Source organism: Kineothrix alysoides (assembly GCF_000732725.1).
Classification (GTDB): Bacteria; Bacillota; Clostridia; order Lachnospirales; family Lachnospiraceae; genus Kineothrix; species Kineothrix alysoides.
The window spans coordinates 299566-324473 of record NZ_JPNB01000002.1 but is presented as its reverse complement, the minus strand read 5'-3'; the positions used below and the strand labels follow the sequence as shown (position 1 = coordinate 324473).

The following is a 24908-nucleotide window of genomic DNA, read 5'->3' as shown; positions in this document are numbered from 1 at the left end:
AAGATGGCATTTTGTAAGTACTGTGGAAAACAACTTAATGAAGGAGTAACTTGTAATTGCAAGGAGATATCACAGGATAATGTGGTAAATCAGCAACAGGTATCTGCTAATGAACAACAACAGGGAGGATATCAGGGACAACCCCAGATGGATTCTCAGAAGCCTAATCCTCAGGTGGAAATGGCAAAAGCTCATGCCAATGAGGCGAAGAATGTATTTATTAATGCAATTAAAAATCCTTATACAGCAATGGAAGATATTTCGGCACAGAATAGATACATACCTGGAATTATCATTGGAGTAGTACATTTATTACTTTTGTTTTTAGGTACAACGATAAATATTCCATTACTTGGCGATTTGCTTGAATCTGGTGGTCGTGTGGGAATTGCTTTTTACTTTGTAATAGCCGTAGCAGTGCCTTTGATAATATTTGCATTTGTGGGTAGTTTACTTGGAAAGAAGAGTGATAGCGATGCATCTTTCTTAAATTCGTTAGGCGTATTTGGAACCGCGACAGTCCCCGGAAGTATTATATTTGCAGCATGTTTTATCATGGGACTGATTTCACCTCCAGTAGCGGCTCTTTTGCTTTTGGGGGTGTACTTGGCATGGATACTTACAAGTATCGAGGCAATGAATGTAGTAGCCAAGGGAAATAAGAATATTAATCTTTGGATTGTAATAGGAGTACACCTTGTTTGTATTACTTTATTAGTACTGGTAGGAAAGAGTATAGTTCAGAAGTTGCTGGACGACGCAATGTCTTCATTGGGTGTCTGGGGCAGCCTTTTGGGGCTGTAATTTAAAGTAAGGATTAGGTAGATGAAAAATATTATATTTATAGTGGCAATCAGCCTATGTACCGTTTTGTGCACAGGCTGTACGGTCGATAAAAATGCTGGTGTTGATAGTGAGATAGGAGTATCCGAAGAAGCAGACCAAACGGATCAAATTATTAAAGGAACAATACCATCCGAAGAAACAATGCAATCTGAAGAAACAATACCATCGAAAGAGATAATCCAATCCGAAGAAAATACTTCGGAAGGAACGGCAGGAGATTCTAATTTAACTGAAGAGACGACAGAAGTCGAGGTAATACAGGTATATACAACGGATAGTATTAACATAAGGACAAGTCCGTCGATAGGAGAGAATATTTATAAAACAGTACCCCGCGGCACTGCATTAGGAAAAATGGAAGATATAGAAGATGGCTGGAGCCGGGTATTGCTGGATGGAAATGAATATTATGCCAAAGCCGAGTATTTGCATGAGAAGACGGCACCTTCCATTACGGGAGGACACTTAATTGCAATAGATGCAGGTCATCAGAGTAAAGGGAATAGTGAAAAAGAACCTATCGGACCGGGCTCCGGCGAGATGAAAGCGAAAGTATCCGGCGGTACTAGCGGAGTATCTACTGGACTGGCAGAATATGAGCTAAATTTGGAAGTAGCGCTCAAGCTAAAAGAAGAACTGATAAATAAAGGTTATGACGTATATATGATACGAGAAACGAATGACGTAAATATCAGTAATTCAGAAAGAGCACAAATGGCATATGATGCCGGTGCTGAGATATTAATTCGAATTCATGCGAATGGATCTGAGAATTCAAGCGTAAATGGAGCAATGACGATTTGCCAAACAGCTAATAGCCCTTATGTATCGCTTTACGATCAAAGCAAAAAACTTTCTACATGCATACTTGATGCAATGGTAGATAGTACAGGGTGTAAAAAAGAATCTGTATGGGAAACGGATACAATGAGTGGGATTAATTGGAGTTTGGTGCCGGTTACTATTGTAGAAATGGGCTATATGACTAATCCGGATGAGGACCAGAAAATGGCAACGGATGAGTACCAGTATTTGATTGCAGAAGGCATTGCAAATGGAGTTGATGAATATTTTCGATAATAATTATTTTGAGAATAGGAAAAATCTGATATAATTAAAAATAAAGCTGTCAGGAGGCAAAACTTCCCGGCAGCTTTATTTTGTACTCAGTACAAATCTTGCAGCAGTTGGACTTGATAAGTATCAGAAAAGCCCAAAATACACGAAAAGCTTTACATTGCGGTCAGACAATTGATAAAATGCCGGGCGGCAATTGAAAGCTCATGATTTTTTTTATAGCAAAGGCTGATTTTTGTACAGACCTGCGGATAGATATCGACTAAAACGGTATTGGCATTTGATAAAAATACCGCCGGACGTTTCATTAATAATGCGCAGCCTGCTCCTTTGCTGACCATATCAATTAAGTTCTCACCTCTATGACCTGTAAATACAATTTCAGGTTCAAATCCGGCTTTTTTACATTCACTGACGCATAGATCATACATGAGTGAATGTTCAGGTAAAAGAATAAATTTTTCGTTCTTCAATTGTTCCAAAGCTATGCTGTCTGATTTTGACAAAGGATGGTCTAATGGAAGAACCGCGACCATCGAATCAATGGAATAAGGGATGCGTACAAATTCGTTATCTGAATAATCTGTTTCACGTATAAATGCTAAATCACATTTATTATTTCGAAGCATTTCTTTTAACTCGTGCGTTTCTGCTTCAATCACATTTAAACTAAAACTAGTATTCTTGTTTTTAAATTTAATCAATAAATCGGTAATATTGTATTGAACCATTGAAGGGATAGAACCAATATTCAAGTTACTATTTATATTCTTTAGTTCATTGTAAAACGCTGTTTCATATTCATATCGGATCTGAACCATTTTATTTGCGTAAGGAAGAAACAATTGTCCGTATCGATTTAATGAAACCTTGCGTGTGGTTCTATCGAAAAGTGTTACACCAAGGTCTTTTTCTAATTGTTGTATATGCCGTGTTAAAGAAGATTGTGAAATGAATAGTTGATCTGCGGCTTCCAAATAGTTTCCGACCTCAGCTAAAATAACAAAATCCTTGATATAGTCAAGATCCATAAATACCTCCACGCTAATTTTTTAAAACACTAAAATCATTTATGCTGATTATGGATAAATTGTAGGCGAAGATGAATTGATTGTCAACAATAAGTAAATTAAAATCAACATAACAGGAATCCTGATAACGTGGGATATCTATTCGGAGGGTAAAATGATTGTTGAAAAGAAAAAAGTTTGGAATGATAAACGCAGAGCGAGTTATACGATGTATTTACTTGATAATTCGGCTGAAGTAGATTCGGGAAGGATGCATCCGGCTGTTGTAATATGTGGAGGCGGTGGGTTTATGAGAATTACTGAGCGTGAGAAACAGCCGGTGGCGATGTATTTTCTTAGCAAAGGGTATCAGGTTTTTACGCTTGATTACATCACGAAAGCTACGGGGCTTGCCTGCTACCCGGAGCCCGTTACAGATCTTGCAAAGCTAATGTTGATCATTAGAACAAATTCAGAAAAATGGAAAATAAATCAGGATAGTATAACTGTAATAGGCTTTTCTGCGGGAGGGCAGATTTGTGCATCTCTTGCAACTCAATGGAATGATAATTTGATTTTGAACAAAGTTGATCCAGGTATTGAGCCTGAGAAGATAAGGCCGAATGCAGTAGTTCTTTGTTATCCTATGCTTGATTATTTATATCAAATAGAAAGAAGCATGAGTGAACCGGAGATCAATCCTTTCTCACCAAGCATAGGGATGAAAAAAAAAGATTTTCTTGAAATGTTTTTGGAAGCCGGTGTTGGAGTTAATGCTACTGAAGAGCAGTATAAAAGAGCAAGTCCATACTATTATGTTTCTGAAAAAACACCGCCAACATTTTTGTGGCATACATCAAAGGATGAACTCGTTTATGCAGAGCAATCGCTTAGATTTGCTGAAAGGTTAAGTGCTTTTCATATACCTTATGAAATTCACGTGTTTGAAGAGGGATTTCATGGGCTTGCACTGGCGAATGAGAACTCTACATGTAATCAGGAACTGATCAATGAGGATGTCACGATTTGGGCAGATCTGGCCCTGAAATTTTTAAAAAGACATAATTGTTAAATGCAAAAAATAAATCAAATTAAGGTTATTATGGAGGAAAAGATGCCAAAAACAAAATCACAGGATTTTATATTTACAATTATTATGGTATTTACGATGGTTTATTGTATGACCTGCTACAATATGGCGTTAGAATTTGGATTAAGTTATGAAACATTTGCTAATGCAATAAAAGGAATGTGGTTTGAAGCGATCGTAGCATTTTTTGCACAAAAATACATAGCAGGGCCACTTGCAAGAAAATTGACATCAAGAGTGTTTACGCCCGGAGTAGATAAACCAATTTTCATATTGGTGGCAATGGCTTGTTTTACTGTTTGCATTATGGCGCCAATCATGACATTATCAGTAGCATTTTATCATCATGGATTTGTAAAAGAAATTATTATATTGTGGTTGCAAAAATTACTGGTAAATTTTCCATTTGCTTTGATCATACAGGTTTTCTACGTGGGACCCCTTGTAAGACTGATTTTTCGGACAATTTTTATGGAGAAGAAAATCTCATAGCTATTTATTTTTCCACAAAAATTTATTTATGCGAATACTGCATAAAATATAGTTTAAAGCGGTTTGATTGTGGAATATGTATAAAGTATAATTCGAAATATAGAATTAATTATTAAAATATACAAGCGCTACAAGACGCGTAAAGAAAATAATTCGTCAAGTTATCATATTACAATATCACAAAGTGGTAAATGATAATGCGAATATACATTTCTGTGCGTGCGCTATAAAAAGCACGTTAGGAGAGAAAAATGATTATTGATGCAAATATGTATTGGTTTCCGGAAGAGCTTTTTGATGATGAAGAGTTGATGAAACAATTTTTAGATGAAATTCCGGGCGAATATGGATGGTATGGTTATTCAGAAGAAATTGCAGAAAAAAATGGTTTAAAGCAGATCGTCTTAGAGAAGCCAAAAGGATTTCAAAATTTGAATTACGCACAACATGATTATATATTAGAAAATCAGTTAAATGATCTAGATATTGCAGGTGTTGAAAAAGCAGTTTTAAAAGTTCCCTGTTGCCAGGAATGGATGGGACTTTCGATGAGTCGTTATTTCAATGATAAAATGTATGAACATGCAAAAAAGAGTAATGGACGATTAATACCGCTTGCCATTGTTCCTCCCTACCCGACTCAGGAAAACATAGATGAACTTGTAAGATGCCATGATAAGCTTCATATAAATGCCCTTCAAATGTCGGCACATTATGGGGACGTTTATTTGGATGATGAAAGGTTCGGATTGTTTTTTGAAAAAGTAAATGAATTAGATATGACAGTGTATATACACCACACACCGGTACCCGTGGAATATAATTCTTTTTATGAATTTAATAATGTCAGACGCTCCTATGGCAGATGTGTAGACCAGGGACTTGCAATCAGCAGAGAACTATTTAGCGGATTTTTTGTGAAGTATCCTAATATCAAGTTTGTGCATTCTATGCTCGGAGGCGGATTTTTTGCAATCAGCAATATGCTGTTTCCAAAGAAGACAAAGACAGAAACAGTAAATCGATTTGAAACTGACAACGAAAAAGTTGAAGAACAATTTAAGAATAACATATATTTCGAAATGTCTCATGCACAGCCATGGGGAAAGGTACAATTGGAATGTGCAATAAAAATACTGGGGGCAGATCATGTGATCTTCGGTACATCTTATCCTGTGCGCAGAGAATGGCTGCTGGGAGGAGTTGAATTTGTGAATAACCTTGACATTTCTGAATTTGAAAAGGGACTAGTCTTAGGGAAAAATGCCCAGAAACTTTATAAAATTGAAGAATAACAGGAGGGATAAAATGTATCGTTTAAATTCAAAAGGGATTTATTATAGAGACATTGTAGAAGATGTGGAGGAGCAGCTTGTTGAGATGGGCTTTGGTGCACTCGGTATGTACTACTCAGCGAAAAAGAAAAATGAACTTAGTAATATTGCGGTTTTATTGATGCATTGTGACCAGAATTATATGTCACAAAATATGGGACCGCAACTTGCAAGTCAGGGATTTCAAGTATTGGCATGTGACTCTGAATTTGGTGAAATAGAAAATAAATTCAGAACATTAAATAAAGCAATGAATTTTTTGAAGAGCCTCCCGGGTGTTAAAAAGGTTATTTTAATGGGACATAGTGGAGGAGCAACTCTGATGACAGCTTACCAGAGTATTGCTGAGAACGGCGCTCAAATTTATCGTGGCAATGAAAAAATTTATGCAACTACAATACAGGAAGAGCTGATTCCGGCAGATGGAATTATGCTGATCGACGCAAACTATGGAAATGGAGTCATGACATTATTAAGCCTGGATCCTGCGGTCATTGAAGAGGGAAATGGTATGAGGCTTGACCCGGAATTGGATATCTTTAATCCTGCAAATGGTTATGATCCGGAAGGGGCGCATTATACGGAAGCATTTATTAAGAAATATTTTAAGGCGCAGGCAGATAGAAATAGACGTCTCATTAAGCTTGCATTAAACAGACTTGAGTTAATTAATGCCGGCAAGGGAAATTATGCAGACGACGAGCCATTTATTATTACTGCGGGCAATCAACCAAAACCGAACAACAGATTGATTCCGGAAGATTTGCACTTCTTAAGTCATACTAAAAAACCGTATGATCTGTTACACGGAGATGGTACGGTGACAAATGAAATCATTCATTGTGTAAGAACGCCGGAAATAGATTTTTGTTTTTCGAAATTTTATAACATGGGTGCTAATGCTACTACAGTAAAAGGTTTTTTGAGCTCTCAGGCAATTGATGCAACGGATGAGTTCTTAGTAAAAGAAGATGATATTGTCGGGATCGATTGGAATTCCTGTTATGCATCTCCTATATCGAATATTAAGCACATAAATGTGCCGCTTTTAACAATAGGCTTGACGGGAAGTTATGAATATCTTGCAGCTGAGATGATATTTGAAAATGCTCAAATGAGAGATAAAACAATTGCGTTTATTCATGGAGCAGGACATACGTTTACACCAAATTATTTGGCGCAAAAAAAACATGGAAGTTTTGGAGATACAGAGAAAGTGCTATATGACTATATGGGTACTTGGATGAGAAGATTCATGTGAATGAACTTCGCATAAAGGAGGAAATAAATATAATGTTAACATTAGAAGGAAGAACTTGTGTTTTTGCAGGAGCAACGGGCGGAGACGGTATAATGTCTGCCAGGGAACTCTGTAAATATGGAATGAATGTTATTATGCTGACACATCAAATGGCACAGGCACAGGCGTTAATGAATGAAATCAATGAAATGAATTATAAAGGGAAGTGCCTGATTGTACAAGATGGCAAATGTCAGACACCGCCTAAGTCGGATGAAGAGATTTTTAAAGACATTTATAATACATTTGGTTCCATTGATGTCATTATCTGCAATACCGGAGATGATGGTGTTGAAGACAGCATTGATTCTGTAGATACACAAACTTTATTGAAGAGCATAGATCATTTGGTGGGCGGGAGCTATACACTTTTAAAAAGCGGATTACCATACCTTCGAAAAAGCAGAGCGGCAAGGGTAATATTTATGACCACCGTAGAAGGAGTTAAGGGGGGGATTCTTGAGAGCTTTTCAAACGCTGTAGCGAAAGGTGCTGTGGCATCATTAACTAAAAATTGTGCAGCGAGACTGGCTGGTGAAGGTATCAACGTAAACTGTATAGTTAAAGGACCAATAGAACGAATAAAACCGGAAGGTATAAGAGATAAGGATTTACCGCCAATCAAAGACACAACGAAATTTTTGACAAATGTGCCTGCAGGCAGAATGGGAACAGCGGAAGATCTTGCACAAGCTATTTGCTATCTCGCAAGCGAAGAAATTGGATTCACAACAGGAACTTTTCTTGATTTAAGTGGTGGAATGAATCTATTATAGTGGGATTTTAACCCGTATGGGGTAAAATACAAAAGGAGGGTAATATGAAAGGAAAAAAAATCGCGGCATTATTATTATGCGCAACAATGACGGCTTCACTTGTTACAGGATGCGGAAGTTCCGCAGGTGATCAGGCAGTAAAAACAGAGGCACAGGACGCTGCAGCCGAATCTGAATCGGCGGCACTGGCGGATGCGGATGTTGCACCGACAGCAGATACTTCAAGAAAAACAACAGCAGAAAGCGATGAACGGTACGACAAAATTTCTATAGGCATGATCAGTGATCCGAAGGATCTCGCACCAACATCCATGAATGGTGATAATAGTAAATTGTTTATTTACTATAATTTCTATGAACCACTTTTTGATTTCAGAAACAATGAGTATATCCCGATATTAGCAAAAGGATATACAGAAGTTGACGATCTTCACTGGGATGTAGAAATATATGACTACATTTATGATACAGCGGGAAATCATATCACAGCAGATGACGTAGTTTTTTCTTTGAATCTTTTGGTTGATTCAGGCAATGCATTTAAATTCGACAGTTTTAAAAGTGTAGAAAAAGTGGATGATTATACCGTTCGATTTACATGGACAGCACCCATTGATTCCCTTGGCGCTTTGGAATGGCCATGGTGCAGAACATGTATTGTTTCTCAAAAAGCATATGAAGAAGGTAATTTTACGGATGCACCTGTGGCAACGGGGCCATATAAAGTTTCAGAATTTGTATCAGGTTCTCGTTGTGTATTGGAAGCTAATGATGATTATTGGCAAAAAGATGAATTACGTGATCCGGAACATTTAGCTAATGTTCAGACGATAGAATACAATATAATTGCAGAAACATCCCAACATGTAATAGCGCTTAGCACAGGACAGATCCAGTACTCTGAATATATCCCTGCTGAAAACCTTGCCGATTTTGCGGAGGGTGGTCAGTATGCAGAAGGAAATGATGTTTATGTAACGCAGGGCAGCGGTCTGTATATGCTGATGTGTAACAATTATGAAGGTAAACTGACCGCTGATGTTAACCTTAGAAAAGCGATTTATTATGCGCTTGACAATGAAGCGATCTCTGCCGCGACAGGAAATACGGTGGCAGCCAAAGCATTGGGCACATCATTCTTTAGTGATTATTATTCTTCATGGGAAGAAAATCCGGATAATTATATGGCATCTTGCGACCTTGAAAAAGCGAAAGAATATTTATCAAAGTCCGGATATAACGGCGAAACGTTAACATTGCTCGCACCTAGTGATGAGACAATAAAGACGATGATGACAATGATTCAGGCTTTATTATTACAGGCAGGTATTAATGTAGAAATCGTAGCAGAAGAAGCGGCTCTTGCACAGACTGATATGCTTGACTATACCAAATGGGATATTTTGATCAGTCAGATTGGCGGAGGTTCACAGGTCGGGGAGTGGAATCGTCCTATGAACAATACTGAATTTGGAACAGGATATAATATGTCATTTATTGCAGATGATACATTACAGGAAAAATTGCTAAATGTTAAATCACTTGCCGGACATACTGAAGAAAACGAAACAGATTTCGTCAATTACATTTTAGAAAATGGTTATTACTATGCATTATGCTCACCTGCTACGAATTCAGTGTATAGTGAGGATTTTGCAACACTGGTTTATCGTGAAAGTGAATTTCTTCGGGCAGGTTCATGTGACTACTATCTTGATTAGCTTTATGTAAAATAACAGTATCCAGTCTTTAATAATACTGAAGAATTGGATACTGCTATTTTAAGGTATGCCATTGGAATGGAGAAAAGTATGGGAAGATATATATTAAAGCGATTGTTATGGATGATGGTGATCGTATTTGGAACTGCATTGGTGATTTTTACAATCCTTTATTTTACACCGGGGGATCCGGCAGTTGTTATTGCCGGTGGAAATGCAAAGGCGGAAGATGTGGCAAATTTACGTCATTTATTAGGACTTGACAAATCGTACTTTGGGCAGTTAAGAGAATTTATGTACAACACATTTATTAAGTTTGATTTAGGCACATCGTGGGTATATGATAAACCTGTTTTGCATGAATTGGTTATCAGACTTCCAAGAACCTTGATCATTGGTTTATCAGCAATGGCATTGAATTTAACCCTTGGATTATTAATGGGCATTTTTGCTGCAACACATGAAGGAAAATGGTATGATTCGCTTACCATGGGGATAGCAATGATTTTTATTTCATGCCCTGATTTTTGGGTGGCGTTAATAATGATTCTATTATTCTCATCGCAATTGGGGTGGCTGCCATCCTATGGAATTGGTGGACCGCAATATTATATTATGCCGATAATTTGTAGTGCACTTGGTGGTATAGCAGTTAACGCAAGGCAAACACGTGCCAGTATTTTAGGAGTCTTTCGCGAGGACTATATAACAACAGCAAGGGCAAAAGGGCAGAAGGAAGGCAGAGTAATATACGGACATATGCTTCCTAATGCACTAATGCCGATTATTACGTCAATAGGGAATGGGTTTGCACGTGTAGTTGCCGGGTCGGCAGTTATTGAAAGCGTATTCTCAATTCCAGGTGTTGGTCTTTACTTGCTTACGGCAATTAATAGTCGTGATTATCCGGTAGTCCGCGCATGTGTTCTGTTTTTTGCAGTATTTACAGCACTTTCAATGTTGTTGGTCGACCTTGTTTATGCATTTGTAGATCCTAGAATTAAAGCGCAGTATTCTAATGCGAGAAGGAGGATGAAATAATGAGAAAAGAAAAAAGGTCCTCTCTTTTTGCAGAGACTATGAGTAGAATCTGGTCGAATCCAGGAGCAAAAGTTGGAATTATAATATTAGTTATAATTGTTTCAGCGTGTATATTCGCACCATTTATAGCATCATATGGATTAAATGAAATGGATTTGAAAAATATGTTTAAGGGACCAAGTGCGAAGCATATAATGGGCACCGATGGAATGGGACGTGATCTGTTCAGCCGGCTATTATACGGAGGACGGTATTCATTGGCGCTGGGTATATGTGCAGCTGTTGTAGGTTCGGTGATCGGAATAATTATTGGAAGCGTAGCAGGTTATTTAGGGGGACAAGCCGAAACGATAATCATGCGCTTCATGGACATCTGGTCATCATTGCCAAGTATGCTTTTATGCATTTTAATTTCTGCTGTGCTAGGAGCAGGTTTCTTTAATACAGTACTCGCACTTTCAATTGGAAATGTTCCAATTGGTGTACGCCTGATTCGCGGACAGATTCTTTCCGAACGTTCAAAGGAGTACCTCGAAGCTGCTGAATCAATTAATTGTTCTAAGATCAGTATTATGTTTCGTCATTTATTGCCAAATGTTATTTCTCCTGTAATCGTAGATGCAACTATGGGAATCGGAATGACTATTACGATGGCAGCAGCGCTTTCGTATATTGGACTTGGCGTTCAGCCGCCCACTCCGGAATGGGGAGCAATGCTGGCTGATGCACGTACTCATATTTTAAACTATCCATACTTAATTATGTTCCCGGGATTATTTATTGCATTAACGGTATTAGCGATTAATTTAATCGGTGATGGGTTGAGAGATGCAATGGATCCAAAATTAAGAAAGTAAGAGGGAATAAAAAATGAATGATGAAAAAAAAATCCTATCCGTACGGGATCTGGAAGTAGTATATACATCAGGCAAAAAAGTAGTTCAGGCAGTAAACAAAGTTTCATTCGATATGAACAAGGGTGAAACGTTAGCGCTTGTCGGAGAAACCGGAGCAGGAAAAACAACAATTGCCAAATCAATTTTGGGCATTCTTCCTAACCCGCCTGCCAAACTTATTGGGGGAGAGATATGGCTTGAAGGAGAAGAGCTCATTAGTATGCCGGATGCAAAGAAATTGAAAATCAAAGGTGAAAAAATCGCAATGATTTTTCAAGACCCGATGACAGCATTAAATCCCTTAATGACTGTTGGTGATCAGATTACAGAGGGCTTGCTCTTGCATAATGATTACACGAAAGAAGAAGCAATAGAAAAAGCAGAGGAAATGCTGGAATTAGTTGGAATACCTAAGGCACGTTATGTGGAATATCCGTTTGAGTTTTCAGGAGGTATGAAACAGCGGGTTGTTATTGCGATGGCATTAGCGTGCAATCCTATATTGTTATTAGCGGATGAACCTACCACGGCGCTTGATGTTACGATTCAGGCACAGGTCTTGGATTTGATTAAAACCTTAAGAGTAAAGCATAATACATCAATGATTTTAATTACGCATGACCTTGGTGTTGTTGCAGAAACAAGTGATAATGTTGCGGTTGTTTATGCAGGTAAGATCATTGAGTATGCCACAAAAAAAGATTTATTTTTATCGCCGTCCCACCCATATACGATTGGACTATTTAATTCACTGCCAAGCATGACACAGGGACAGAAAAGATTAAACCCGATAATCGGTTCACCGCCTGATCCCACATGCCTGCCAATGGGATGCTCTTTTGCACCAAGATGTCCTTTTGTTACAGAGGAATGCAGTAAAGAGGAAATCCCATTTGCTGAAATAGCGGAAGGACATTTTTGCCGGTGCTGTAACTTAAAACAGGAGGAGAAAACATGTCATTAATTGAAGTGCAAAATTTAAAAAAGTACTTTAAAGTTCCAACTGGGCTTAATCACGCAGTAGACGATGTTTCTTTCAAGATTGAAAAAGGCGAAACGCTAGGTGTTGTTGGAGAATCAGGATGTGGAAAAAGCACGTTGGGAAGAACCATGATAAGATTGCAGGATGCAACGGGTGGTAAGATCTTATTAAATGGAAATGATATTACAAATGCAAAGGGAAATGAATTAAGGCGGGTACGAGAGAAAATGCAGATTGTATTTCAGGATCCATATTCAAGCCTTAATCCGAGAATTCGTATCGAATCTACGATTATGGAACCCTTAAGACATTCTAAACTTTACAAAACAAAAGCTGAATTAAAAGATCAGACGCATAGATTAATGGAATTAGTGGGTGTAGATGAGAGGCTAAGACAATCCTATCCCCATGAATTAGATGGGGGCCGTCGTCAAAGAGTGGGTATCGCCAGGGCATTAGCGCTGAATCCGGATTTTATTGTTTGTGATGAACCCGTATCGGCATTAGATGTCTCGATTCAGGCGCAAGTATTGAATTTACTTATGGATCTGCAGGAAAAAACAGGAATTGCATATATGTTTGTGACGCATGATCTTTCTGTAGTAAGACATATTTCCAATACAATTTGTGTCATGTACCTGGGACAGCTTGTAGAGAAGGCATCCACAGAAGATTTGTTTCTAAATACACTTCACCCTTATACGCAAGCTTTGCTGTCAGCTATTCCATCTACAGATATTTATCACCCCATGCAGCGGGTTCAGCTAAAGGGAGAAATCACCTCGCCGATTAATCCGGAGCAGGGCTGCAGATTTTTAGCGAGGTGTCCCTACGCGATTAAGGACTGTAAACAACCTCAAAAGCTGGAAGAGATTGAAAAAAACCATTATGTAGCTTGCTGCAGAGTAAGAGAAATTAATTAAGAGAAGATGGATTGATTCAGTAGAGCCTTAAAACCATCTTAAAACCGCCTGAATTTTTCGGAGATTCATGAAGACAGATGTTAGAAACAGAAAATTTCTTGCGGAGTCACACGAAGCAAACTTTTATTAAATTTAAGCGGCAACAATTGTGAGGAACAACCCTGGATTGCAGAAGTTATCAGGCACTTCGTTATTAGTAGAAATACTAATACGGGGAGCCTTTTTGCGTTCTCGAAACGTGTTTTGGAAATCAATACTTGGAGAAAAATAAAATTCCAAGAAAAAGATATGGACCAATCCAGATAAGTACATGGAAGACGAGTATCTTTGAGAATTCTTGCAGTTCTTGCTGCAATTTGGTTTTTGGCTGTGTTTGGAGTTACTACGGTTGCGTATCTTTTCAACACGTTTTAGCAACTCTCTATCATCCTAATAAAATTTTTGGAGTATATAAATGCAAATGATTCTCCTTGACAAAGCGGGTAGGGAATGATAGTTTTAAGTTGAACGTTAAACCTAATTAAATATTTTATTCGTATAATAATCTATAGAATAATGGGGATTCTACGGGGATTATTCTGAAAGGAAAAGAAAAAATGAAAAAATAATAAGTTTAACGTTAAACGTATTGGGGTTAAGGGAAGGAGTTTAACAGAGGCATATGAGAAAAGAGAAGAAAGAAAATGTAAGAAAGAGCAAAAAATACGACAAAGTAAATTGTGAAAAGAGCTTTCGCAGAGGAATCTTAAGAAATCTGATTATTGGCTTTATTATTCCGGTGGGATTTATCATGTTGCTGGGAACGGTATCGTACAGACTGGCCTTGACAACGATTGTGCATAACTACAAAGACTCTGCTACAGAAACGATGAGTGCAATCGGAAAGTATTTTGACTTGACGATGAGCACATTGTCTGAAAAAGCAAAGGAATTGGGAAACAATTCTCAGATTGTTTCGTATTATACAAAGGATCAGGTACATGGTGGGGACAGTAATACAATGTACCGGGAGATTAAATCTGATTTAATGGCTATAAAGACTGCGGTACCATCTATTAGTGCAGTACATATTATTGGAGAAGGAACGGCAGCAAAGACGAAAGAAGTTTCCTCAGATGAAAATAGCGGACAGAGTAAGGTTGGTTACAAAACTTTTGTTACAAAGCATTTTTCAACAGACGGAGAACTGACGGCAGATAGCTATCAAACCTTTATGCAAAGTGAAGAGGGGCAGATATGGACATCCGGCAAAAAGGAAGCATGGTATGGGGAACATGTTTATCTCGATGAACTTCTTTCAAAGTCATCAGATTCCTATGCGGTCTCTTATGTACGAAAATTGAGTAAAGGAAACGGATTTTTTATTATTGATTTAAATATGGATACCGTACGGTCTGTTCTGGAAGAAATGGATTTGGGAGAAGGCAGTATTGTCAGCTTTATTACACCGGATAGAAGAGAGATTACTTGTAATGATATAAATACTCAGGTTGTTTTTAAGGATATGGAGTGTTTCCAAAGGGCTTTGGAGGATCAAGCTGATAGTGGCTATCTGGAAACAGAATGGAATAATGAAACTCAATTGTTTGCTTATTCTAAAATCGGGACAACAGGCGCAATGGTATGCAGTATGATTCCGGAACAAAACATAACAGGCCAGGTACAGCAGATTAAACAGATTACAATTATGATTACGATTGCAACAGCGTTATTTTCTCTGATTATTGGATTAACGTTAGCGCTTGGAATTGGAAATCGTATCAATACCATGGTAGGAATTTCTGAAAAAGCTTCGGCAGGCAATATGACGGTTATTTTCCGGGATAAGAAAAAGGACGAGCTTGGCAGATTGGCATATGCTCTGACCCATATGGTAGAGCAGGTCAGACAGTTGATCGGACAGGTTACAGAATTTGGAGACAGAGTACACACGATTGCAATAGAGGTATCTGATCAGGCGGAAGATATTCTGGGAGGATCAAAAGGAATTGCACTGGCAATTGATGAGATTGGACAAGGGAATCAGTTACAGGCAGGCGATACCCAAAAGTGTGTAACACAGATGGAATTATTGTCTTCCAGGATAGAGGATGTAACAGGATATATCTCCAATACGATGGAAAATACAAGGGAAACCGATAAGACAGTAAATAAAGGAATGGATATTGTGGAAGAACTGCGTACAAAAGGAAAAGAGACAACACAGATCACCAGACAGGTAATGGATGGCATGGAGGAACTAGGCAGACAGTCACGCAGTATCTATGAAGTTGTGGAATTTATCAATGAAATTGCGGATGAGACTAATCTGCTATCGCTAAATGCCTCTGTAGAAGCGGCACGTGCAGGGGAAGCAGGCAGAGGCTTTGCTGTTGTAGCCGATGAAATCAGAAAGCTTGCAGATCAGTCGGTAGAGGCGGTGGAACGAATCCGCAGAATTATTGATGGAGTACAAAGACAGACGGAAAGTACGACATCAGCTGCGAATCAAGCACAGAAAATTGTGCTCGCGCAGGAAGGTGCACTGGAAAATACGATAGTAGTCTTTAGAGAGATACAGGAAAAAGTTAATATTCTGACAAATAACATGAAGGATATTACAGCAGAGACCAAAGTAATGGAACAGTCCAAAACAGATACTATGATCGCAGTGGAAAGTATCTCGGCCATTTCGCAGCAGACAGCGGCTACCACACAGGAGGTCAATGCAACGGTAGTATTGCAGACAGAAAACATTAATTCGATGGCGAATAAGGCGAAAGAACTGGAAAACGATATTCAGAAATTGTCAGATGCAATTGGATATTTCCGGATCTGATGAAAGTGTTAAGTGGTTTTAGAGGAGAGATGCTTTAGGCAGGTGGATAAAAGATAGGCTTCCTTTGAAGGAACAAGAAGAATACGCAGAAGAGACGTGGATAATAGTCTGGTAGAGCTTTAAAGTATCGGATGAGCCATTCAGAGTAATGCATGAAATCTGCTAATCCTAACCTTGCAAGGCAGCTGAGTTATCCGATTTAGACTGAAGGAGAACTTGAAAAAAGAATATTATCTGACTTGAATTATCAGGTGTAGAAGAGAATCTGTAGTAGTATGATTTGTTCAATAAGCTACTACAGATTTTTTATGTTTATTCGACAGTGGGGGGATAAACACTTTTTATATTTTTTGGAGGGCGTAAATTTTCCTGTGTCTCAAATGACATCAAGTATCTGGAATTGAATTAGATATGTAAAATTCTTGTTAGTTATAGGTGAACTTTTGTGTCGAATTTATTTTCTTATTTTAGTCTGTGCAGATAAAGAAATTTTATACATTTCTACATGAAAAGTAATCGATAATTGAAAAGCAACTTTTCGTGGACGCTGCCCACACCCGACCTCCGAAATAAAAATGAAAAATCTGTTTATCTTGGAATATTCTGGTTAAACTATAATTATCGGTGAAATAAGATATATGTGGATCGGCAGGTAGCTTTGCGGGCAGCCTGCCGATTTTTTCTATTTACAGATATTCGCTAATCCGATCACCATACAAGATAAGAAGCTGACTTAAGACTAAGTCCCAGTTACGATAACGTTGCGTCCACTTCTTCTTTACATTCTGAGTCGCCAGGTACAACATTTTTTCCAAGGAAGTATCATTGGGAAAAACACTTTTTGTCTTGGTTACCTTACGAAACTGTCGATTTACTCCTTCTATGATATTTGTCGTATACATTATCCTGCGGATATCTTCGCTGAACTGAAAAAAGGGGCTTACAACATCCCAATTCTGTTCCCAACTTGCGATTGCATACGGATATTTTTTACCCCAGATTTCTTTCGCTCCTTCTAATTCAGAAAGGGCTGCTTCTTCGGTGGGTGCCTTGTATACTGCTTTAAAGTCAGACGCAAACTTCTTGATGTCTTTATAGGATACATATTTGAAGGAATTGCGCAGCATGTGGATGATACACCGTTGTACTTGTGCCTGCGGATAGGCCGCGGCGATTGCTTCCTTGAATCCGTTAAGTCCATCTACACAAAAGAAGAGCACTTCTTGGACACCACGATTCTTTAAATCATTTAACATACCCAGCCAGAACTTAGAGGATTCATTTGCCCCGATGTTGATGCTCAGGATGTCTTTATTCCCATCTAAACTTACGCCTAATACCACATAAGCTGCTCGATTCAAAATTCGTCCATCCTCACGGATTTTGTAATGGATCGCATCCATGAAGACAAAGGGATAGATTGGCTCCAAGGGACGGGACTGCCATTCTTTTACTTCGGGCAGAAGCTTATCCGTAATCTTGCTGACCATTTCGGCTGACACTTGAATTCCATACAAGTCTTCAATCTGATCATGGATATCGCGGGTGGTCATGCCTCTGGCATAGAGGGAAATGACTTTTTCCTCAATCCCCGAAATATCCCGTTGGTACTTAGGAACAATCTGGGGTTCGAATTCCCCATTTCTATCTCGGGGAATATCCAGTTGTACTTCTCCATACTGACTCTTTACGGTTTTGGGAGAATATCCATTGCGCTTGTTGTCCGAGTCCATATGCTCCTTATTATTTTTTTCATAGCCAATTGAAGCATTCATTTCCGATTCTAATAGCTCCTGCAGCATATCTTTAAAACTGTCCTTAAATAGGGCATAGATATCACTGGGACTATTAATGTCGTTATCAGCAATAATTTGTTGTAATTGGTCCTTTGCAATAGCCATATAAAAAGCTCCTTCCTGAAAAAGAATTATTTATCTAATTCTTTCCAGAGAGAAGCCATTTATTTCCAAAGACACAACTTATTTTACACTACCATTTTTTGTATTAATCCTTGACGAGCAACGCAGACGGCTTGATATGTTCCTGAATATATGCAATTGTCTGCTCACACCAATCTAACTCCGTCTGGCGGTGCATCAGCCCCCGGTTAACGGTCGTCCGCCTGTAATACCAAAAAGGGTTTTTCTCAGACTTGCTGTCGACATAGGCGCTTAAGTCTTCCAGTTCCTGAAGAAAAGTTGCTACCGAAAGCCGATAATTCTCCATGTGCGCCAAAATAACATCTACCGATGTGTTATGACCGTAGAATAGCTTTAGCATTAGCTCCGAAGCCCTCTGTTTTCCATTTGTAACCGGCTTCTTCAACCACTTCTCTAATTCATGAAAACCGGCGTCGGTCAGCATGTATCGCTTGCTTTCTCCTCCCTTTTCCGTCTTTACTACTTCATAGGTCGCCAATCCGTCGGCGACAATATTCTTGAGTGTAGGATAGATTTGCTTGTAATCAATTTCCAGAAAATAACCTGCGCCTCCGTTAATAGAATTCTTAATCTGATAGCCGGACATCGGTTCGATGCTTAGAATTCCAAGAATAGCATAATAACTGTTATTAACTCTCGCCATGCTGATTCACATCCTCTCTAATCTTTAACTCAATTCTAAAAGTTTTATATGTTAAAGTCAAGAATGTTTCTAGAAAGGAACGGGGAAGTCATTGAAAATCAAATAATGTTGAAAAAACAAAAAATAAAATATTAGAAAATAATTGACAAGATGAAATAAATATGGTAATTTTTATATGAAAATCATTGTATGAAATTCATTGCATGAAATTCATATATAGAATATCAATTAGTTTTTATAAAAAAATCTTCTGGGAAATGGCATTTTTATCATAACGATATGTACATAAATGCAAAAAAAATTGGGAGGTAAAAAGATGAAAAGAAAAGTATTAACCCTTATCGCAGCTGCTTCAATGCTCATTGCATCATTGTCAGGTTGCGGTACGACAGACACGGGGACAGCACAGGAGGCAGCAGTTGCAGCAACGGATACTCCGGCAGCAGACAAAGAGGAGGCACAAGCAGACAGCAGTTCTTCAGATGCTTATCAGGGAGAGCTTACAGTCATGCATTTTTCAACGGAAGAGGAAGCAAAGGGCAATCCCGGCGCTGATGGTTTCCGCAAGATGGTTGCGGAATGGGAAGAAAGCCATCCGGATATTACATTAAGCCAAAATATCTTGGCTAACACAGAGTATAAGACACAAATAGCTACTCTTGCGGCAAACGATGATCTTCCGGATATTTATGTGCTTCAGGGAATGGACGCCGTACGATGGGGTGCAGACGGACTTGCGCTCGATTTGACGGATGTCGTGGTAAATTCACCGGATAATGTAAAGTATAAGAAAGAGCTGTTCAATGCATTTACGAGCGACGGAAAGATTTATGGAATTCCGGCATTGACAGGAGGCACTTGTACGGCAATTATTTACGATTCTAAGTTATGGGCAGAAGCAGGCTTTGATACATTTCCGACGACATGGGAAGATGTTGTAAAGGCAAAGGACTTTTTTGACAAAAAAGGCATCACGGTAATGGGCTTTGCAAATAAGGACCAGTGGCAGGCTAACTCAACATTCCTGACATGCATAGGCAACCGGTTTACAGGTATGGACTGGTTCAGCTCACTTGTTGCTAACGATGGTGCTATGTTTACAGATCAGAGCTTTGTGGATGCGTTGACATTCATGCAGAATATTTTCGCTTCAGGCATCTTCAATGAAGATTTCAACGCAATCGACCACTACACGGCTCGCGAATATTACATCTCCGGTGACTGCGCGGCTTACATAGGCGGAAATTGGGATATGACCTATATTGGTGCAACTTTGGAAGAATCCAATCCGGAGTTATTTGCAAATTCGAAACTGGCAGTATTCCCGCAGCCGGAAGGCGCAACAGGAGATACAGACACACAGGCAAACGGTTTAGGCTATGCTCTTGCCATCAACCCGAAAGTAGCTGAGGATCCTGCTAAATTAGCGGCAGCTATTGATTTTATATACAAAACGACGGGAGCAGACTTTGCTAATTATGTATCCAGCAATTATGCAGTGAGCGGTTTGACTGCTCCTGATAGCGTGGATTTGAGCAAGTTTAATCAGCTGACACAGGATTTGTATAACTTTACATATGTGGATTATAAGTCATCTCAAATATACGATTCCTTTATTTCCGGCGCACTTTGGGGGGCCCTGAATACGGATCTACAATCAATGTTAAACGGAGACATTACACCTGAGGCAGTTGCGGAAAATGCGCAGGCGGCCTATGAGGAAGTAATGAAATAAGAACAGCTTAATATGCAGCTTCTTGCATCAGGCAAGTATAAGCCTTATCTGAGGTGTGTTGGGATAAGGCTTATATAAAGCTTAGGAAGTTTGCTAACAGATGTGTGCAGAAAGTAATGATTCAAGGAGGGGCACTTATGTTAAATGCGATAAGGCCAAAGAATAGAGTGATTTTTGGTTACCTATTCTTTCCCATATTGTTATATATTTTTTCTGTTTTTGTTCCGCTTGCGGCGGCGGCTTATTACAGCTTGTTTGAGTGGAAGGGTGGGCCGAAAAAAACTTTTATCGGAATTGATAATTATTTAACCTTAATCAAGGACTCCATTTTTTGGCAGTCTTTTGGCCATAACGTATTTTTAGTGGCTGCCTGTGTTGTAGGGCAGATTGGTCTGGCTTTTGTCATCGTACTGGTCATTAATTCGCGGCTGGTCAAGTGTAAGGGTCTTCATCAGACCTTAAGCTTTTTTCCGAGCACAATCTCTGCGGTGTATATCGGCTTTATCTGGATGATGGTATTTGACTATAAACGTGGATTGATTAACTGGTTTTTGACCTTTATCGGAAAGGAGAGTGCAGTCAAGGTATGGCTGAATGAACCGCAAACGATCATGATTGTCGTTGCTATCCCGCTCATCTGGCAATATATCGGCTATTATATGGTGATCATTCTATCTGCGATTTCCTCCGTGGACAAAGAAATTTTTGAGGTTTCAGAAATTGACGGTGCTAATGCCATTCAGAGGGCAATCCATATCGTATTTCCCCTGATTAAAAGAACACTCCTTGTCTGCGTGACTTTGTGTGTTGCGGGTAATATGAAAGTGTTCGACCATATCTATGCAATGACGCTGGGTGGACCCGGCAATGAATCCAATGTTATGGCGCTTTATAGCTATCAGATGTCATTTCAGAGATCGAATATGGGCTATGGAAGCACAATCTCGATCGGTATATTTATTACGAGCCTGCTCCTGATTGGAGGCGTTCAGCTTCTAGTAAAAGCATATACAAAAGAATCGGAGGATTATTAGGATGAACGATAAATTATCTCATTCCGGCAGAGCTGTCGGGCAGACGGTGAAGACAGGCGTTTTGGCCGCATTCTTAAATACGGTGCTGATTATATTTTCTTTCAGTTGCATTTTTCCGTTGATCTGGATGTTTTATTCATCTTTAAAGTCGGTGACTGAATTCAATAAGGATATTATTGGTTTTCCTACTCAAATCAGCGTTCAAAATTATATTAATTTACTGACCAACTCGGACTACAGAATTCTTCCCTCCATTATTAACAGTGTCAGAACCACAGTAATTTCAGTGATTTTTGTCGTTGTTCTGGGATTTATTGTTGGCTATATTTTATCGAGAATTCCTTTCAGGGGGAATAGGCTGCTATATGTTCTGTTCCTGATGGGAATGCTGATTCCGATTCATTCCCTGCTTGTTCCAATCTACGTAATATTTAAACGCGTTGGAATATCAGACCACTGGTATACTTTGATTTTGCCGTATGTTGCGTTTGGACTTTCACTGGCAATTTTTTTGGTGGACGGATTTTTAAAGTCAATTCCGACAGCGTTGGAAGAGGCTGCGGCAATCGACGGAAGCAGCTTTACCAGAACGCTGTTTCAAATCATTTTTCCTATTTGCAAACCGATTCTTACGACTGTTGGCATTATTACAACCTTCCAATGCTGGAATGAATTCTCGTTTGCGCTGGTGTTGCTGAAAAATCCAAAGCTGCAGACGGTATCACTGGCACTGACACAGTTTTCCGGTCAGTTTTCAACCGATTATCCAAGAATTATGGCCGGTATGCTGCTTACCATGTTACCCATTCTCATATTCTATTTCGTATTCAGTAAACAGATTATCAAAGGTATGGTTGCCGGCGCCGTTAAAGGCTAGGTGCTTATCAAAAATTCCAGAGTTGAGAAAGGGAAATGGATACTGTTACCGGAAAGCAAGGGTGTCTATTTTTTAAAAGTGTTGAAGTTGAATATAAAATAATATAAAATGTAGTAAAGCAGAAAGCGGAACACTTGCAGCAAATCTGGCATTTGTTCTTTTTGCTTTTTTATTGCTTGTTATACGAAATGGTGTGAATTCACTACAGTTTTCTGTACTCCATCACATCAAAGAAAGCATATAAATAAATAGAATATAACGCAGATAGGTTTAGAAATCGTTCATATCTTCTCCATCTGCTGTTTATATTTCTTTTTTAAGATAAAGAGAAAAAGAAAAGAGGCAGATGGTATGATGGAAGCACTCATTCACTTAGATAGCAGCATCCTATTATTTATACAAGATTTTATAAGAAACGATATTTTAACTCCATTTTTTATCTTTATTACAACCTTGGGAAATAGTGGATTTATATGGATATCAATTTCTGTCCTTCTCTTAATTTTCCCTCGAACGAGGAAAATAGGCTGTATGGGAATTTGTGCGCTGATTATGTCACTTATTATCAATAATATGATACTGAAAAATTTAGTGGAGAGAAGCAGACCTTACGATGCAATAACCGCATTGGTGCCTCTTATTCATAAACCGGCAGATTTTTCATTTCCGTCCGGCCATACGGCCAGTGCATTTGCGGCAGGCTGCATATTTTATAGAAAACTGCCGAAGAAAATCGGGATACCAACTCTTATACTGGCGTTTTTGATTGCAATATCGCGATTGTATTTGGGGGTTCATTATCCTAGTGATGTGATTGCGGGAATGTTTAGCGGGATAGCTATTAGTTTTATGGCGGAAATGGTAATTAATGCATCGACAGTAACGCAAAAGAAGATAAAAGAAGGCGTATAGTTTTAACCGGAAAAGCAGCGGTAATCGTTAACAAAAATTAAAAGAGCAAAATAGACAAGAGGTGTCTTGCGGGAACTTCCAATCCGATAGGCAGACATATCCCGACCGGGAGGCTGCAACTTTAATTTATGCTATTAACAATTCAGCAGAGAGGATATTGTTGCTATAGCAGGGGAAGAAACCATAACTGCACAATCAAAGATGTTGCAGCTAGTACTGCCCAGCAGCTTAAACCCAGTACAATTGGCTTCCATCCGTTTTTTACAAGGGATGGAAGGTTTGTATTAAGACCAATTGCTGCCATAGCCATAACGATAACATATTTCCCGACCTTTGCTAAAAAAAATCCTGCTTCTGTAGGCAATGGCAAAAAGGTGCTGATTACGGAAGCTGCTATAAAGCCTAATACAAACCATGGAAAAATAGAGGAAATCCGATACTTTGCGCCGCCTGTATGTGAATCCCGCTTTACGGTAAGCAGTGCTAATACTAATGTAACGGGAATGATCATCAAGGTTCGGGTCAGCTTCACGATTACAGCGAGGTTCCCCGCCTCATTGCTGAATGAATAGCTGGCAGCGACTACAGAGGATGTGTCATTGATGGCGGTGCCGGCCCATAATCCAAAATGATAATCGGTCATATGAAGAACATGTCCCAGGAAAGGGAAGAGGAAAGCGGCTATAACATTAAAGAAAAATATGGTCGAGATAGAACGCGCCACATCCTCCTCCCTGGCACGAATGACCGGAGCGGCAGCAGCAATCGCAGAACCTCCGCAAATTGCAGTGCCTACGCCGATTAGAATATTCGTATCCCTATCAATCTTTAACAGTCTGCCAAAGTAAAAAGCAGCCAGAAAGGTTGCGGTCAAAGTAAAGACCATTAAAAAAAGCGTCTGTCTGCCTGTTTGAAAAACCTGAAACAAATTCATGTCAAATCCCAGCAGAATAATAGAATATTGCAGCAGTTTCTTAGAGGTATAGCTCACGCCCTCCTGAAATCCCGCAGGCCTTTTCCAAAAGGACAGCATCAAACCGAACAGAATGCCCAGTACAGGGCTTCCGATAATAGGAAAATGATTGCCGATCAGCCAGGCAGGAAGGGCAATGATAGCAGAAAGTGCTATTCCGGGTAATTTGTTTTTTATTCTGCGCATTTTAATATTTGTATGGTGTATTTATAATGAAATACATCAATACGCTCCTTTCCTTTCCACTTTGTTATAATCAATAGTAACACGGTGGACTTTTTATATTTTGTTTTGTAGGTTTACTTCTGGACGGGCAAAATCTTCATGATTTACCAATATGATAGCAATATGACTTCAGCGGTAATACCATGCCTTAAAAAACGATTGATTTCAAGCGAGGGAAACGATTGTATCATTCACTTCATAGTTTGCAAGATTTACTATATACCTTGACTTGATATTAGTAAAACAATATAATTTTATTATAA

21 protein-coding genes are annotated in these 24908 nt (G+C 38.9%); 17 read left to right on the top strand and 4 right to left on the bottom strand.

Going from position 1 to position 24908, the window contains the following annotated elements; genetic code table 11:
- Nucleotides 1–3: 3 nt before the first annotated feature.
- Both CC90_RS0112480 and CC90_RS23745 read left to right on the top strand, forming a co-directional pair.
- Nucleotides 4–804, top strand: coding sequence for a YIP1 family protein (locus tag CC90_RS0112480; protein ID WP_132038487.1), 801 nt, complete (start codon nucleotides 4–6; stop codon nucleotides 802–804).
- A 21-nt stretch (nucleotides 805–825) separates the two neighbouring features.
- A complete protein-coding gene (locus CC90_RS23745) occupies nucleotides 826–1926 on the top strand; it encodes an N-acetylmuramoyl-L-alanine amidase (RefSeq protein WP_035315697.1) in 1101 nt (366 codons plus the stop codon).
- A gap of 152 nt (nucleotides 1927–2078) precedes the next feature.
- On the opposite strand, the gene CC90_RS0112470 is transcribed toward CC90_RS23745, so the two are convergent.
- Nucleotides 2079–2954, bottom strand: coding sequence for a LysR family transcriptional regulator (locus CC90_RS0112470; protein ID WP_031391101.1), 876 nt, complete (start codon nucleotides 2952–2954; stop codon nucleotides 2079–2081).
- Between the two features lie 154 nt (nucleotides 2955–3108).
- Between CC90_RS0112470 and CC90_RS0112465 the strand changes: the two genes are divergently transcribed.
- The 11 genes from CC90_RS0112465 (at nucleotide 3109) to CC90_RS0112415 (ending at nucleotide 16306) form a co-directional block, all read left to right on the top strand.
- Nucleotides 3109–4005 (top strand): alpha/beta hydrolase, encoded by an 897-nt coding sequence (locus CC90_RS0112465; protein ID WP_051869534.1) that lies wholly within the window; start codon nucleotides 3109–3111, stop codon nucleotides 4003–4005.
- 42 nt (nucleotides 4006–4047) lie between these two features.
- A complete protein-coding gene (locus CC90_RS0112460) occupies nucleotides 4048–4515 on the top strand; it encodes a DUF2798 domain-containing protein (RefSeq protein WP_031391099.1) in 468 nt (155 codons plus the stop codon).
- Between the two features lie 251 nt (nucleotides 4516–4766).
- On the top strand, nucleotides 4767–5810 hold the full coding sequence (locus CC90_RS0112455) for an amidohydrolase family protein (RefSeq protein ID WP_031391098.1): 1044 nt from the start codon (nucleotides 4767–4769) through the stop codon (nucleotides 5808–5810).
- Between the two features lie 13 nt (nucleotides 5811–5823).
- The gene (locus CC90_RS0112450; protein ID WP_051869530.1) at nucleotides 5824–7110 is read left to right on the top strand and encodes an alpha/beta hydrolase family protein; all 1287 of its coding nucleotides are present in this window, start codon (nucleotides 5824–5826) and stop codon (nucleotides 7108–7110) included.
- Nucleotides 7111–7142: 32 nt separating this feature from the next.
- A complete protein-coding gene (locus CC90_RS23190) occupies nucleotides 7143–7925 on the top strand; it encodes an SDR family NAD(P)-dependent oxidoreductase (protein WP_081906068.1) in 783 nt (260 codons plus the stop codon).
- Between the two features lie 44 nt (nucleotides 7926–7969).
- Nucleotides 7970–9646, top strand: coding sequence for an ABC transporter substrate-binding protein (locus CC90_RS0112440; RefSeq protein ID WP_031391095.1), 1677 nt, complete (start codon nucleotides 7970–7972; stop codon nucleotides 9644–9646).
- 90 nt (nucleotides 9647–9736) lie between these two features.
- Entirely contained in the window at nucleotides 9737–10687 is a 951-nt protein-coding gene (locus tag CC90_RS0112435) for an ABC transporter permease (protein ID WP_031391094.1), read from the top strand.
- Nucleotides 10687–11544: an ABC transporter permease gene (locus CC90_RS0112430; protein WP_031391093.1), complete on the top strand. Its 858-nt coding sequence runs from the start codon at nucleotides 10687–10689 to the stop codon at nucleotides 11542–11544. Before CC90_RS0112435 ends, CC90_RS0112430 begins: the two co-directional genes overlap by 1 nt.
- Before the next feature lie 13 nt (nucleotides 11545–11557).
- Nucleotides 11558–12547, top strand: a complete 990-nt coding sequence (locus CC90_RS0112425; protein ID WP_031391092.1) for an ABC transporter ATP-binding protein — start codon at nucleotides 11558–11560, stop codon at nucleotides 12545–12547.
- Nucleotides 12538–13488 (top strand): ABC transporter ATP-binding protein, encoded by a 951-nt coding sequence (locus CC90_RS0112420; protein WP_031391091.1) that lies wholly within the window; start codon nucleotides 12538–12540, stop codon nucleotides 13486–13488. Before CC90_RS0112425 ends, CC90_RS0112420 begins: the two co-directional genes overlap by 10 nt.
- A 661-nt stretch (nucleotides 13489–14149) precedes the next feature.
- Complete coding sequence (locus CC90_RS0112415) at nucleotides 14150–16306, top strand: methyl-accepting chemotaxis protein (protein ID WP_031391090.1); 2157 nt, start codon at nucleotides 14150–14152, stop codon at nucleotides 16304–16306.
- A gap of 686 nt (nucleotides 16307–16992) precedes the next feature.
- Here the strand turns inward: CC90_RS0112415 and CC90_RS0112410 are convergent.
- Together CC90_RS0112410 and CC90_RS23185 are read right to left on the bottom strand one after the other, a co-directional pair.
- Nucleotides 16993–18207: an IS256 family transposase gene (locus tag CC90_RS0112410; RefSeq protein WP_031390389.1), complete on the bottom strand. Its 1215-nt coding sequence runs from the start codon at nucleotides 18205–18207 to the stop codon at nucleotides 16993–16995.
- A 103-nt stretch (nucleotides 18208–18310) separates the two neighbouring features.
- The gene (locus CC90_RS23185; protein WP_051869526.1) at nucleotides 18311–18889 is read right to left on the bottom strand and encodes a PadR family transcriptional regulator; all 579 of its coding nucleotides are present in this window, start codon (nucleotides 18887–18889) and stop codon (nucleotides 18311–18313) included.
- A gap of 316 nt (nucleotides 18890–19205) precedes the next feature.
- Here CC90_RS23185 and CC90_RS0112400 point away from each other — a divergent pair, with 316 nt between their 5' ends.
- The 4 genes from CC90_RS0112400 to CC90_RS0112385 all read left to right on the top strand — a co-directional run bounded on the left by CC90_RS0112400 (nucleotide 19206) and on the right by CC90_RS0112385 (nucleotide 23447).
- Complete coding sequence (locus tag CC90_RS0112400; protein WP_031391088.1) at nucleotides 19206–20624, top strand: extracellular solute-binding protein; 1419 nt, start codon at nucleotides 19206–19208, stop codon at nucleotides 20622–20624.
- Nucleotides 20625–20761: 137 nt separating this feature from the next.
- Nucleotides 20762–21658 (top strand): carbohydrate ABC transporter permease, encoded by an 897-nt coding sequence (locus CC90_RS0112395; protein WP_031391087.1) that lies wholly within the window; start codon nucleotides 20762–20764, stop codon nucleotides 21656–21658.
- A gap of 1 nt (nucleotide 21659) precedes the next feature.
- Nucleotides 21660–22535, top strand: a complete 876-nt coding sequence (locus CC90_RS0112390; protein ID WP_081905992.1) for a carbohydrate ABC transporter permease — start codon at nucleotides 21660–21662, stop codon at nucleotides 22533–22535.
- 531 nt (nucleotides 22536–23066) lie between these two features.
- Entirely contained in the window at nucleotides 23067–23447 is a 381-nt protein-coding gene (locus CC90_RS0112385) for a phosphatase PAP2 family protein (RefSeq protein WP_242843302.1), read from the top strand.
- Nucleotides 23448–23610: 163 nt separating this feature from the next.
- Here the strand turns inward: CC90_RS0112385 and CC90_RS0112380 are convergent, their stop codons facing one another.
- Complete coding sequence (locus CC90_RS0112380) at nucleotides 23611–24606, bottom strand: YeiH family protein (protein ID WP_031391084.1); 996 nt, start codon at nucleotides 24604–24606, stop codon at nucleotides 23611–23613.
- Nucleotides 24607–24908: the final 302 nt, after the last annotated feature.